The organism is Streptomyces sp. NPDC088246 (assembly GCF_044741025.1).
Taxonomy (GTDB): Bacteria; Actinomycetota; Actinomycetes; order Streptomycetales; family Streptomycetaceae; genus Streptomyces.
Genome location: NZ_JBIURV010000021.1, coordinates 24,123 through 36,505 on the forward strand (window position 1 = coordinate 24,123; position 12,383 = coordinate 36,505).

Annotated in this window: 12 protein-coding genes; 9 read left to right on the forward strand and 3 right to left on the reverse strand. The window is 70.1% G+C overall.

Annotated features, from left to right (window positions below):
- Positions 1–118 precede the first annotated feature (118 nt).
- The gene (locus ACIPEK_RS26730) at positions 119–1,423 is read right to left on the reverse strand and encodes a cytochrome P450 (protein WP_402000800.1); all 1,305 of its coding nucleotides are present in this window, start codon (positions 1,421–1,423) and stop codon (positions 119–121) included.
- 54 nt (positions 1,424–1,477) lie between these two features.
- Positions 1,478–2,833 carry a glutamine synthetase family protein gene (locus ACIPEK_RS26735; RefSeq protein ID WP_402000803.1) on the reverse strand — a complete coding sequence of 452 codons (1,356 nt, stop codon included), beginning with the start codon at positions 2,831–2,833 and terminating at the stop codon, positions 1,478–1,480.
- Between the two features lie 354 nt (positions 2,834–3,187).
- Between ACIPEK_RS26735 and ACIPEK_RS26740 the strand changes: the two genes are divergently transcribed.
- From ACIPEK_RS26740 to ACIPEK_RS26780, 9 genes are all read left to right on the forward strand, one after another.
- Positions 3,188–3,376, forward strand: a complete 189-nt coding sequence (locus ACIPEK_RS26740; protein ID WP_402000806.1) for a ferredoxin — start codon at positions 3,188–3,190, stop codon at positions 3,374–3,376.
- A gap of 49 nt (positions 3,377–3,425) precedes the next feature.
- A complete protein-coding gene (locus ACIPEK_RS26745; protein ID WP_402001116.1) occupies positions 3,426–4,631 on the forward strand; it encodes an NAD(P)/FAD-dependent oxidoreductase in 1,206 nt (401 codons plus the stop codon).
- Positions 4,632–4,639: 8 nt separating this feature from the next.
- Positions 4,640–5,446: an acetoacetate decarboxylase family protein gene (locus ACIPEK_RS26750; RefSeq protein WP_402000809.1), complete on the forward strand. Its 807-nt coding sequence runs from the start codon at positions 4,640–4,642 to the stop codon at positions 5,444–5,446.
- 34 nt (positions 5,447–5,480) lie between these two features.
- Entirely contained in the window at positions 5,481–6,938 is a 1,458-nt protein-coding gene (locus ACIPEK_RS26755) for an aldehyde dehydrogenase (protein WP_402000811.1), read from the forward strand.
- Complete coding sequence (locus tag ACIPEK_RS26760) at positions 6,938–7,903, forward strand: 3,4-dihydroxyphenylacetate 2,3-dioxygenase (protein ID WP_402000814.1); 966 nt, start codon at positions 6,938–6,940, stop codon at positions 7,901–7,903. Before ACIPEK_RS26755 ends, ACIPEK_RS26760 begins: the two co-directional genes overlap by 1 nt.
- Positions 7,904–7,907: 4 nt before the next feature.
- Complete coding sequence (locus ACIPEK_RS26765; protein ID WP_402000817.1) at positions 7,908–8,753, forward strand: fumarylacetoacetate hydrolase family protein; 846 nt, start codon at positions 7,908–7,910, stop codon at positions 8,751–8,753.
- Between the two features lie 90 nt (positions 8,754–8,843).
- Entirely contained in the window at positions 8,844–9,497 is a 654-nt protein-coding gene (locus ACIPEK_RS26770; protein ID WP_402000820.1) for a TetR/AcrR family transcriptional regulator, read from the forward strand.
- Between the two features lie 419 nt (positions 9,498–9,916).
- Positions 9,917–11,383 carry an APC family permease gene (locus ACIPEK_RS26775; RefSeq protein WP_402000823.1) on the forward strand — a complete coding sequence of 489 codons (1,467 nt, stop codon included), beginning with the start codon at positions 9,917–9,919 and terminating at the stop codon, positions 11,381–11,383.
- Positions 11,384–11,465: 82 nt separating this feature from the next.
- Positions 11,466–11,606, forward strand: a complete 141-nt coding sequence (locus tag ACIPEK_RS26780) for a hypothetical protein (RefSeq protein ID WP_402000826.1) — start codon at positions 11,466–11,468, stop codon at positions 11,604–11,606.
- A gap of 26 nt (positions 11,607–11,632) precedes the next feature.
- On the opposite strand, the gene ACIPEK_RS26785 is transcribed toward ACIPEK_RS26780, so the two are convergent.
- Entirely contained in the window at positions 11,633–12,343 is a 711-nt protein-coding gene (locus ACIPEK_RS26785; RefSeq protein ID WP_402000829.1) for a type 1 glutamine amidotransferase, read from the reverse strand.
- Between the last annotated feature and the right edge of the window lie 40 nt (positions 12,344–12,383).

Here is a 12,383-nt window from a genome sequence, read left to right on the forward strand (position 1 = left end):
CATGCGGTGGTTGCCCCGGATGAGGGGAGGGGCGTTCTGCGGTAGGGGTGGCCGCAGAACGACCTGCCGGCGACGCCTGGCGCATTGTCCGCACCGCGTGCAGATCCCCGCTCAGTGATCAGACGAGGCTGACCTCGACCGGGAGCTTCTTGATGCCGTTGACGAAGTTGGAGCGAACACGGGGGACGTCGCCCGCGAGGCGGATGCCGGACAGGCGCGGGATCAGTTCCTCGAACATGATGCGGATCTCGGTGCGGGCGAGCAGGTTGCCCAGGCACAGGTGCGGGCTGCCCTTGCCGAAGGTGACGTGGTCGTTGTCGGTGCGCGTGACATCGAAGTCGTACGGGTTGTCGAAGACCTTCTCGTCGCGATTGCCGGAGGCGTACCACATGACGACCTTGTCACCCTCCTTGACTCGCTTGTCCCCGAGTTCGACGTCCCGGGTGGCGGTGCGGCGGAAATGGTAGACGGGCGAGGCCCAGCGCAGGAACTCCTCGACCGCGGTGGGGATGAGGGAGGGGTCGGCCTGGAGCCTGCCGAGCTGTTCGGGGTGCTGGATGAGGGCCAGCATGGAGTGGGTGATGGTGTGCCGGGTCGTTTCGTTGCCGGCGACGACCAGGAGCAGGAAGTAGTTGTCGAAGTCCTGGTCGGAGAGGGGGATCCCGTCGCGCGGGGTCTCGTTGACGAGCTTCGAGATCAGGTCGGTGCCGTTGCCGCCGCGGCGTCGGCGGGCGAGTTCTCGGCCGTACTCGAAGACTTCCAGCGAGGCTGGGGAGCGGAAGGGCAGGTCGCGGTACTTCTCGCTCTCCTTGCTGTGCAGGAGGACGTCGGCGTAGTCGGGGTCGGTGTTGCCGATGATGCGGTTGCCCCAGTCGATGAGCTGCTGGTTGTCCTCCGGCGGCACGTCCAGCAGTCGGGCGAGGACGTTGATGGGGAAGTCGGCGGAGACATCGGCGACGAAGTCGAAGGTGCCCTTGGCGAGGGCCGTGTCGAGGGTCTTGGCGGTCAGGCCGCGCAGGAAGTCCGCGTAGCTGTTGATGACGCCCTGGCCGAACTGGCGCTGCAGCAGGCTGCGCATGGCGCGGTGGCGTACGCCGTCCAGCTCCAGTATGGAAGCGCGCTTCTTGATCTGGTCCTCGTCGACCTCTTCGAGGTTGACGAACTTGGTGGAGGTGAAGGTCTCGGCGTCGCGGTCGACGCGGGCGATGTCCTCGTGCCGGGTGACGGCCCAGAAGCCGGAGTTGGGAGACTCTTCCGGCTGCCAGTGGACGGGGTCCTCGTGGCGCAGGGTGTGGAACATGCGCCAGGGAGTGACGCCATCGGTGAAGTTGTCGAGGTCGGCGAGGTCGACGTCCTTGAGCGCCAGCGGTTCGGTCATGGCTTCGCGGACGGTCCTGTCCGGGGCGGGGAGGTGGGTGGTCATGGTGGTTCGTCTCCTTGACGTCAGGGGTGGCAGGCCATGGGCCGGGGTCATGGGTCACATGTGGTACGCGTACTCGGCGAACTCCCAGTCGGTGACATGTCGTTGGAAGCGGTCTGCCTCGTCCTGCTTGTAGGAGAGGAATGAGGCGGCGAAGTCCTTGCCGAGGACCTCCGTGAGCGCGGTGTCCGCCTCGAACGCGTCGAGGGCTGCGGGCAGTGAGGTGGGGAGCATCGCGGCCTTGGCGGTGTCGTAGCCATAGCCCTCAAGGGGCGCGGGCGGCTCTTCGGCGGCCTGGATGCCCAGGAGTGCGGCGGCGAGCGTTCCGGCGATGGCCAGGTACGGGTTGGCGCCGGCGTCGCCCAGGCGCAGTTCCAGCCGGGAGCCGGAGCCGCGCTCGGGCGGGATGCGCACCATGGCACTGCGGTTGTCCAGGCCCCAGTCGATCAGCCAGGGGGCAAGTGTGTCGGGGCCGAAGCGTTTGTACGAGTTCACGGTCGGGTTGAGGAGCGCGGCGAGTGCCGGGGCATGGGCGAGAATGCCCGCGACGGCGTGGCGCGCGGTGGCGGACAGGCCGTGCGGGCCCGCCGGGTCGTCGAAGGCGTTGCGGCCCGCCTCGTCCCGGCAGGACAGGTGGAGGTGGAAGCCGGAGCCGCCCGCGCCGTTGAACGGCTTGGCCATGAAGGTGGCGAGGCGGCCCTCCTTGCGGGCCAGTTCCTTGACCGCGGTCTTGAGGCGGAAGGCGCGGTCGGCGGCGTCCATCGCCTCCGAGTGATCGAGATTGATCTCGAACTGCGCACCGTCGAACTCGTGGTTGCCGTTGGTGACGCCGATGTCGAGGTCGCGCAGCAGGCGAAGGGTGCGCAGCAGGTGGTTGTCGGGGTCGGCGCGCAGGCCCGCCGTATAGACGACGCCGGCCACCTCCGAGTAGCGGCGCCAGCCGCTCGGTGATGCCGGGTCGGGCTCGCAGAGGAAGTACTCCAGCTCCGGGCCGACGACAGGGCGCAGACCGTGCTCCGAACATCGTGAGAGGACCGCACGCAGCAGATCGCGGGGTGATTCGGGGGCGGGGGCGCCGGTGGCCGGGTCGGTGACGTCGCCCAGGCAGGTTGCGACGCCCGGCTCCCAGGGCAGGGCCCTCAGCGTGGTCAGGTCGGGGCGTACGGAGATGTCGGGCAGGCCCGCATCGAGACCGCCGGTGACCGGGACGACGTCGCCGTGCGGGGTGGTGTGGTAGACGGCGCGGCAGAAGGCGAGGCCATGGGCGCAGGCCGAGGGCAGGTGGTCGAGCAGGACGTCGCGGGCGCGGTCGGTGCCGATGAGATCGGGGTAGGTCACCCGGATCACGTCTATGCCCTGCGTGGCGAGCCGGTCCATGTGCTGCCGGAGTTGTGGGGTGTCAGATGCGCTCACCGATGTCTCCTCGGACGGATGATGGGGCGCCTCCCGGCCCCAGGGCGTGGGGGAGGGCGGCGTGGTGAGGACGACGGCGTCCGGGGCGCAGGGTGGGAGCGGCGCACTCCAGGCCTATCGTTTGGCATCAAACGGTATGGATGGCCGTCACTTCTCCGCAAGGGGTTCGACTCAGAAATTTATCCATCCGGATAACTCTTGACCAGGCCTCGCCGGGTTCTTATGTTGTTTGAAGCCAAACGAGTTGGGGTCGGCTCTCCGCACCCCTTGGCTCGGGGCCCGGCCCGAGGGCCGGGCCCCTCTCTCTCCCACTCCACACCGGCTCGATGCCCCTCATCCCCAGGAGGACCGGCCATGAAGGTCGTCGTCGACATGGACAAGTGCCAGGATCACGGTCAGTGCGTTTTCGCGGCCCCCGACGTCTTCCAGCTGGACGACAACGGACGGCTCGCCTACGTCAGCGACCCCGACGACGCGTTGCGCGAAGAAGTCGAGGACGCCGCCGACGTCTGCCCTCTGCAGGCGATCCGGATCGAGGCCTGACGTGGCGGCAACGAAGCCCGGCCCGGGGGCCGGCCCGTCAGCGGGCCGCATCGTCGTTGCCGGCGCCTCCATGGGCGGGCTGCGCGCCGCCGAACAGCTGCGCGCGGCCGGCTGGACCGGGGCGGTCACGCTCATCGGCGACGAACCCCGCATGCCGTACAACCGGCCTCCGCTGTCCAAGGAGGTGCTGGCCGGCCGGGCACCCTTCGAGTCCCTCGCCTTCACGCCGAAGGCGAGCGTCGACGATGTCGAGTGGCGCCTCGGCGCCACGGTGGTCCAGGCCCGCCTCGACGATCGCGTCGTCGTCCTCGACGACGGCGAGGAACTCCGCTTCGACGGCTTGGTCGCCGCCACCGGCATGCGGCCCCGGCGGCTGCGCTGCGAAGGACCCTCCGGACCGGGCAGCGGGCGCCACACGGTGCGTACGCTCGCTGATGCGCAGGCGCTGCGTGACGAGCTGACCCTGCCGGGTGCGCGGGTAGTCGTGGTGGGCGCCGGGTTCATCGGCTGCGAGGTGGCCGCCACCGCCATCGGCCTCGGTGTTGCGGAAGTGACCGTGGTCGACCCCGAACCGCTTCCCATGCTGCGCCCGCTGGGCGAACTCCTGGCCCGTGCGCTGCACCGGCGGCACGAGGAGCGCGGGGTGCGCTTCGCTCTCGGCACGGGCGTGAAGGACTTCGAGGGAGAGGGCCGCGTCACCGGCGTCGTCCTGAGTGACGGGACCGTCCTGCCGGCCGATGTGGTCGTGGAGTCCGTCGGATCCCTCGCCAACACCGAATGGCTTCAGGGCAACGGCCTCGACCTGTCCGACGGAGTCCTCACGGACGAGCAGCTGCGGGTCGGCGGCCTCCCGTACGTCGTCGCCGTCGGGGACGTCGCCCGCTTCCCCAACGCCCGCTACGACGGGGTGCCGCGCCGCGTCGAGCACTGGTCCGTCCCCGGCGACACCGCCCGACACGCGGCGAAGACCCTGGTCGCCCACCTCGCCGGAAACGAAGCGGACTCGGCGCCCTTCGCGCCGCTGCCCACATTCTGGAGCGACCAGCACGAGTTCCGGCTCCAGTCCTTCGGCGCCCCCGCCCTCGGCGTCGGCGACGTTCGCGTACTCGACGGCGATCCGGAGGGCGACGTCCTCGTCGGCTACCACGCCGACGGCCGCCTCGTCGGTGTCGTCGCCCTCGGCGGTCACGCCGCCACCGCCGGCGCCGCCCGCTACCGCGCCCAGCTGATGAAGCAGCCCGCCCTCACCGTGTAAGGAACGCCATGACCAGCCTCCGTGGTTACTTCCACCCCAAGACGGCGAGCGGTGCCTCGTCGCTGATCCCCTCTCCGCCGTGGCTCTACTCCGGTGACCTGCTCACCGTCGAGTACCGCACCGACCCCGCGCGTGTGCGTGAACTCCTGCCCGCTCCACTTGAGCTGGCAAACGAGGATCCGGGTGCCGTCGCGTTGATCTGGGCCGACTGGCAGTCCTGTTCCGCCTCGGGCGAGGAGCTTCTGGACCCGGTGCGCTCCCAGTACAAGGAGGCGTTCGCGGTCGTCCGCTGCTCCTATCGGGGGCGGACCTACTCGCGCTGTGTCCACATCTGGGTGGACAAGGACTTCGCGATCGCCCGTGGGCTCCACCAGGGTTACCCGAAGAAGCTCGGATCGATCCACCAGACCCGCCCGCATCCGTACGGGCCCGCCCCGCGGATCGAGGCCGGGGCGCGCTTCGGTGCGACGCTGGCGGCGGCCGACCGGCGCCTGGCCCAGGCCCTGGTGACCCTGCGCGAACCGTCCGGGACGAACGGGTTCGTCAACGGTCACCCGATGGCTCACCACCGCTGGCTGCCCTCCATCGAGAAGGGCGAGGGCTTGGCGCTCGACGAGCTGATCGAGACCGGTGCGGCTTCCTTCGAGGCCGGGCCAGCATGGGTCGGCGATGCCGAGCTGGAGCTGTTCGAGGCGCCCACGGAGGAGCTGGCGCGCCTGGAGATCAGGGAGCCGATAGCGGCGTACTACCGGCAGGTCGGGGTCGTCTGGGACGGGGGTCGCCTCCTGGAGTCCGGCACCTCCGGCACCGAGTAACACCCGTACACCATTGAGTAGTTGGAGACCCGACATGACCGAACACATCACCCCTGTCGCCGGGGTGGCCGTCGACGCGCGGCACTGGATCGGCGGCGAGCGTGTGGCGTCCGCGGCGACGTTCACCGACGTCTCTCCGATCGACGGCGCCGTACTCGGTGAGATCGCCCGCGGCGGGCAGGCGGAGGCCGATGCCGCCGTCGCCGCAGCCCTCGCCGCCTTCCCCGCCTGGGCCGCCACTCCGCGCACCGAGCGTGCCCGCATTTTGCACGCCGTCGCCGACGGCGTCGACAAGCGCATCGAAGAGCTGGCCGTCGTCGAAACCCACGACAACGGCGCCCTGCTGCGCTCCCACCGCCGGGGCGTCATGCCCCGCGTCGCCCACAACTTCCGGTTCTTCGCCGACTGGCTGTTGAACCTCGAACACGAGGACTTCGAGACGCGCGGCCACACCAACCATGTCTCCTGGGACCCGGCCGGCCCCTGCGTGCTGATCACGCCATGGAACGCCCCGCTCATGCTGGCCACTTGGAAGGTCGCACCCGCGCTGGCCGCGGGGAACACGGTGATCCTCAAGCCCGCCGAGTGGTCCCCCCTCACCGCCTCGCTGCTCGCCGACATCGCTGCCGAGGCGGGGCTGCCGCCCGGGGTCCTGAACGTCGTCCAGGGGTACGGCGCCGAGGCGGGAAGCGCCCTCGTCGCGCACCCGGACGTACGGCGCATCAGCTTCACCGGATCCGTGCCCACCGCGAAGACCATCGCCGCCTCCGCCGCCGCGAACCTGGTCCCGGCGAGCTTCGAACTCGGAGGAAAGTCACCGCTGCTGGTGTTCGCCGATGCCGACATCGAGCTCGCGACCGACCTGGCGGTGGAGCAGTACGACAACGCGGGACAGGTCTGCCTGGCCGCGACGCGGCTCCTCGTCGAGGAGTCGGTCGCGGACGAGTTCACGCGCCGTTTCGTCGAGAAGGCCGCCCGGCTCACGCAGGGCGACCCGCGCGACGAGGCCACCGACATCGGCCCCAACATCCACCCCCGCCAGCTGGAGAAGATCGACGGCTTCGTGCGGCGCGCCCTCGCGGCCGGGGCCCGCGCCGTCATGGGCGGCGCACCGGGCGAAGGCCAGTACTACCGTCCCACCCTCCTCGCCGATGTCGCCCAGGACAGCGAGATCGTGCAGGAAGAGGTCTTCGGTCCCGTCCTCACCCTCCAGACCTTCACCACCGAGGAAGAGGCGGTCCGCCTCGCCAACGACACCCGTTTCGGGCTCGCCGCCACCGTCGCGACCGGCGACCAGGAACGTGCCGGGCGGGTCACGGCGCAGCTCGTGGCGGGCACGGTGTGGGTCAACTGCTTCTTCGTACGCGACCTGCAGGCGCCGTTCGGCGGCTCCCGTCACTCCGGCGTCGGACGCGAGGGCGGCACATGGAGCTTCGACTTCTACTGCGACGTCAAGAACACCGTCACCGCACCGAAGGGATGGGCCGACTGATGGGCCGACAGAAGGGCGAGATCGTCGGCGCGGGTCTGCTCGCGCACGTCCCCACCATCGTCCTGCCCCACGAGACGCGTCTGGAGCTCAACGAGGGCAAGGAGATCACCCTCGTCACCGGCCTCGAACAGCTCCGCAAGGACGTCTTCGAGACCGCCGACTACGACACCGTCGTCGTCCTCGACTCGCACTGGGCCACCACCGTCGAGTTCGTCGTCACCGCGCAGGACCGGCGGGCCGGCCTCTTCACCTCGGAGGAGCTGCCGCGCGGTATGTGCCGCATGCCGTACGACTTCCCCGGTGACCCCGAACTCGCCCACAACATCACCCGGTTCGCCGACAAGCACGGCACCTGGATCACGGCGATCGACGACGCGTACCTGCCGATCTACTACGCCACCATCAACCTGTGGAAGTTCCTCGGCGAGGGCCTTCCCGACAAGCGGTGGGTGACCATCGGTGTCTGCCAGACCGGCGACATGGAGGACCATCTGCGCCTGGGCCGGGCGCTGGCGGACGGCATCGCGGCGACCCCCGGCCGCAACGTGCTCCTCGTCGCCTCGGGTGCCCTGTCGCACACCTTCTGGCCGCTGCGCGAACTGCGCGACCACGAGTCCAGCGACCCCTCCCACATCTTCACCGCCGGGGCGCGCGAGGCGGACCGGGAGCGCATCGCCTGGTTCAAGCAGGGCCGCCACGACAAGGTCCTGCAGACCATGCCGGAGTTCTCCGAGTTCAGGCCGGAAGCCAGGTTCTTCCACTACCTGATGATGGCGGGTGCGCTCGGTGAGGAGAAGTGCACGGCCAGGGGCCGTCAGTACGGGGAGTACGAGAACTCCATCGGCACCGGCCAGGTACACCTCTGGTTCGACCGCCCGGCCGGTGGCTGGACCGCCCCACGCACCCATGGCCGCCCACCTCGCCCCGACCTCGTCCACCACCACTCCGACCCTCAGGGGGACTGACACCATGCCCGAGTACCGCCGCATCCTCCTCGACGGCGCCGCCGTCGACACCATCCGTGACGGAACCGAACTCGTCGCGGGCGACGGCCGCCGCGTGAAGACCGACGAAGCCCAGCACCTCCCGCCAATCGTCCCCTCCAAGATCGTCGCCGTGCACCTCAACCACCGCAGCAGGGTCGACGAGTTCCGGATCAGGCTGACGCCGACCCCCACCTACTTCCACAAGCCGACCTCCGCCCTCAACTCCCACAAGGGCGCCGTCGTCCGTCCCGAGGGCTGCAAGTGGCTCAACTACGAGGGCGAGGTCGCCATCGTCATCGGCAGGACCTGCCGCAACATCTCGCAGGAGGATGCGGGGGAGTACATCGCGGGCTACACCGTCGCCAACGACTACGGCCTGCACGACTTCCGCGACACCGACGCCGGTTCCATGCTGCGGGTGAAGGGCTCCGACACCCTGTGCCCGCTCGGCCCCGGCCTGGTGACCGACTGGGACTTCCGCGGGAAGTACCTGCGTACGTACGTCAACGGCGAGGTCGCCCAGGACGGTTCGACGGACGAGATGGAGTGGGACATGCACTATCTCGTCGCCGACATCGCCCGCACCATCACCCTTCACCCGGGCGACGTCCTGCTGTCCGGCACACCGGCCAACTCCCGCCCCGTGCAGCCGGGAGACATCGTCGAGGTGGAGGTCGAGGGCCTCGGCCGCCTCACCAACCACATCGTCACCGGTCCGACCCCGATCCGCAGCGACGTGGGCGCCCAGCCCACCGAGTCCGAGGAGGTCCTGTCCACAGCCCTCGGCGGTGACTGGGAGTTCCGCGGCATCCGGGCCCCGAAGCGCTGAGGCCGCCATGCACCGCGCCGCACCGGGTCTGCCGCGTCGGGCGCCCCGTGCGGCGCCCGGGCCCGAGTGCCCCCGGGTAGGGTCACCGGCATGACCGAATCCGCCGAGAGCGCCGACGCCGAAAGCGGGAGCAGGGGCGGCCGCTCCCGCAAGCGGGTGGACTACGGAGCGGGCCGTGAAGCCCTCCTTGCCGCCGCCGTGCGCGTCGTCGCCCGCGGCGGTCTGCGCAAGCTCACCTACCGCGCGGTCGCCGAGGAGGCCGGGGTCACCCACGGCCTGGTCGTCCACCACTTCGGCTCCCGCGACGCGCTCATCGAAGCGGCTCTGGCTCACACCGTGCGTACCAGCCTGAACACCAGCGCGGTGGAACCCGGTACCGGCAGGACGGAGGACTTCTCGACCGGGCTCTCGCAGATGGTCACCGCCGATCCGGGCATTCAGGCGTTCCAGTACGAGCTGCTTCTCGAAGCGCGCCGCAGACCGGAGCTGCTGCCGCCGCTGCGCGCGCTGTACGAGGAGTACTTCGGCGCCACCGAGCGTGAACTGTCCCGCATGCTGCCGGGCGGGGCGGGCCGGCCACTGACACGACTCGTCTTCGCCGCCCTGGACGGTCTCGTACTGCATCAGCTGACCATGGGTGAGCCGGAGGTCACCGATGCGGCCCTTGAGGAGCTGCGCTCCCTGCTGAGGCTGTTGGCCGACACGAGGACCTCGCCCGGCCGGGAGGGGGATCCGGCACCGTAGCCGCCCCGGTGAGCGGCCGTGCGGACGGCCCATGGATGCATGAACCCGGCCCTGGGCGCACGCCGCCCAGGGCCGGGTCCGGCTCCGGGCGGGCAAGGAACGACTGGATGCCGTCCTCGACGAGGTGGAGCTCGGCGTGCCGAGTCCGGTCGTATACGGCCGAGGTGTACGAGGCCGACGCGGACATGCCCCCGGCTGCGGAGTTCCGGGGTGCGGCGGACGTCTGCCGGCCGGCAGCCCTCGCCGTGCACGAGCAGCCGCAGTGGCTCCCGCCTGCGGATATCGGCTCGGTTACGGATGCGTGAGCAACCCGCAGGGGTCCGGGAATCGTCGTGCAACCCCTTGCCAAACGGATAGTTCAAGCCCACTATGAGGCAACTCGTTTGGCCTGAAACGAAAACCTACTCCCTCTCTGGCAGGTGATCCGAGTGGAAAGTCGGACGGTCGCGGTGCAGCAGCCCGCGCAGGACGCCCCCACCGCAGGCAAGCTCAAGCCCAACGCCCTCGGCGTGTTGGGCATCCTCTTCTTCGTGCTGTCCGCGCAGGCGCCGCTGACGGGCATTGCCGGGGCCGTGCCGATCGCCGTCGCCCTCGGCAACGGCCCGGGAACCCCGGCCGCATACGCCGTGGCCGGGGTGGTGATCCTGCTGTTCTCCGTGGGGTTCGTCGCCATGGGCCGCCATGTTGTCGACGCCGGCGCCTTCTACACATACATCGGCAAGGGGCTCGGCCGGACCGCCGGCACCGGAAGCGCCGGCGTCGCGCTCTTCGCCTACTGCACCATTCAGGCCGCGATGTACGGCCTGTACGGCTCCCTGGTGAGTGGCCTGGTCACCCACTACACGGGCCTTGACGCGCCGTGGTGGGTCTGGGCCCTGGTCACCATGGTCGTCGTGCAGGTGCTCGGCGCCGCGGGCATCGAGATGGGGGCCAAGGTCCTCGGGGTCTTCGTCCTCGCGGAGTTCAGCATTCTGCTCGTCTTCGGTCTGGTCACCCTCTTCAAGGGAGGTGGCCCCCAAGGGCTCGGGTTCGGCGACAGCTTCTCGCCGGGGGCGGCCCTCAAGGGTGCTCCCGGAGTGGCGCTGATGTTCGCCGTGGCATCGATGTTCGGCTTCGAGGCCACCGCGATCTACGGGGAGGAGGCACGGGAACCACGCAAGACCGTCCCCCGCGCCACCTATCTCTCCGTCGTCGTCATCACCGGTTTCTTCGCCTTCACCTCCTGGATGCTGGTCTCCGCCCACGGTGCCTCGCACGCCGCAGAGGCTGCCGGGAAGGCCCTCGAAGGCGGCGACGCCACCGCCTTCGTCTTCGCGCCGGTCACCGCGCAGTTCGGCTCCTGGGTGGGTGAGGTCCTGCCGATCCTGCTCGCCACCTCGCTCTTCGCGGGCATCCTCGCCTTCCACAACTCCGCCAACCGCTACCTGTTCTCGCTCGGTCGCGACGGACTGCTGCCGCGCTCTCTCTGTGCCCTCAACCGACGCCACTCGCCGTGGGCGGCGGGCGGCGCGCAGACCGCGATCGCGGTCGTCCTGGTCGTGCCGTTCGCGCTCGCGGGCAAGGACCCCGTGCTGACCCTCTTCTCCTGGTTCAGCGGGGTGGCCGTGCTCGGCATGATGCTCCTGTACTTCCTGACCTCGGTCTCGGTGGTCGTCTTCTTCCGCCGCGAACGTCTCGATACCCGGCCCTGGAACACGCTGATCGCCCCGTCACTCGGCGCGCTCGGCATCGCGGGTGCCATCTGGCTGATTCTGGCCAACTTCACGACGCTCATCGGCGGCGACCCGGCCACGGCGTCATGGCTGGCGCTGACTGTGCCGGTGGTCCTTGCGCTGGGTGCGGTAGCGGCGCGGGTGGTCGTTGGCAGGCAGCCGGTCACCGACTGATCCCCTGCTCCGGCTTGCGGCGCACACCGAGGACGCCCCCCCGGTGTGCGCGGTCCGGGTGGCGGCCGACTGGGGAGAACCCATGAGTACTGGATGCATGCGGCGGATCTGTCCGGCCCGGCCGGCAGTGGCGGCCGTATCCCGGCTGTGCGGGCTTTCCGTCCGGGCCGCGGGGCCGCCGCCGGTCACGGTCGCGGCGGTGGCCCTGCCCCGGTCCGCATGACGCGTATGCGTACGCATACGTCCACGTCAGTCGGTCGCGTGCGCCACCTCGTCAAGGAAGCTGTCCACCAGCCGCCGCGCACGGGCATGCGCCGCTGGTTCCATCGCCTCGGTCCGCGCGAGGAGTCCGCGTGGGTCGACGCCGTGGCGTACGCACTGCTCATCGCCGCCGAGGTCGAGCCAGTCGCGGACCATCCGCGGGGTGATCTCCGGATGGAACTGCACGCCCAGGCTGCGCCCGTAGCGGAATGCCTGTGGCCCCACGTCGGTGCGGGCCAGTTCTTCGGCGCCGGGCGGCAGGACACAGCGGTCGAAGTGCCACTGGAACCAAGGGCCTTGTGGGATCACGGAAGGGGTGTTCGTCATGATGGCGGTCCAGCCGATCTCCGGGCGCGGTGCCGCCTCGACCGAGCCGCCGAGAGCGGCGGCCAGAGCCTGGGCGCCGAAACAGATGCCCAGCACCGGTATGCCGAGGCGGTGGGCCTCGCGCAGCAGTCCGAGCTCGCCGCTGATCCAGCTGCCGACGGCTGCCTCGTCGTACACCGACCAGGGGGCGCCGAACGAGACGATCAGGTCCGAGTCGGCTGCGTCGGGGAAGGTGAAGTCCACGCCCGGCGCGCGGTGGTGGGCTTCGGGGACGACCGTCACGCCGGTGAGTTCGTAGCCGCGTTCGGCGAGGCGGTCCCCGACCGGGCCCGGTTCGGTGACGTGCTCGTGCAGGACGACGAGTGCGCGCACAGTGCGTTCTCCTTCCCTGACGGATCCTCCCTTGTGGAGG

Bases quoted from the DNA above. Each gene is read 5' to 3' on its own strand.
- ACIPEK_RS26730 (WP_402000800.1), bottom strand. From the start codon at position 1,423: ATGACCACCCACCTCCCCGCCCCGGACAGGACCGTCCGCGAAGCCATG.
- ACIPEK_RS26740 (WP_402000806.1), top strand. From the start codon at position 3,188: ATGAAGGTCGTCGTCGACATGGACAAGTGCCAGGATCACGGTCAGTGC.
- ACIPEK_RS26750 (WP_402000809.1), top strand. From the start codon at position 4,640: ATGACCAGCCTCCGTGGTTACTTCCACCCCAAGACGGCGAGCGGTGCC.
- ACIPEK_RS26755 (WP_402000811.1), top strand. From the start codon at position 5,481: ATGACCGAACACATCACCCCTGTCGCCGGGGTGGCCGTCGACGCGCGG.
- ACIPEK_RS26760 (WP_402000814.1), top strand. From the start codon at position 6,938: ATGGGCCGACAGAAGGGCGAGATCGTCGGCGCGGGTCTGCTCGCGCAC.
- ACIPEK_RS26765 (WP_402000817.1), top strand. From the start codon at position 7,908: ATGCCCGAGTACCGCCGCATCCTCCTCGACGGCGCCGCCGTCGACACC.
- ACIPEK_RS26770 (WP_402000820.1), top strand. From the start codon at position 8,844: ATGACCGAATCCGCCGAGAGCGCCGACGCCGAAAGCGGGAGCAGGGGC.
- ACIPEK_RS26780 (WP_402000826.1), top strand. From the start codon at position 11,466: ATGAGTACTGGATGCATGCGGCGGATCTGTCCGGCCCGGCCGGCAGTG.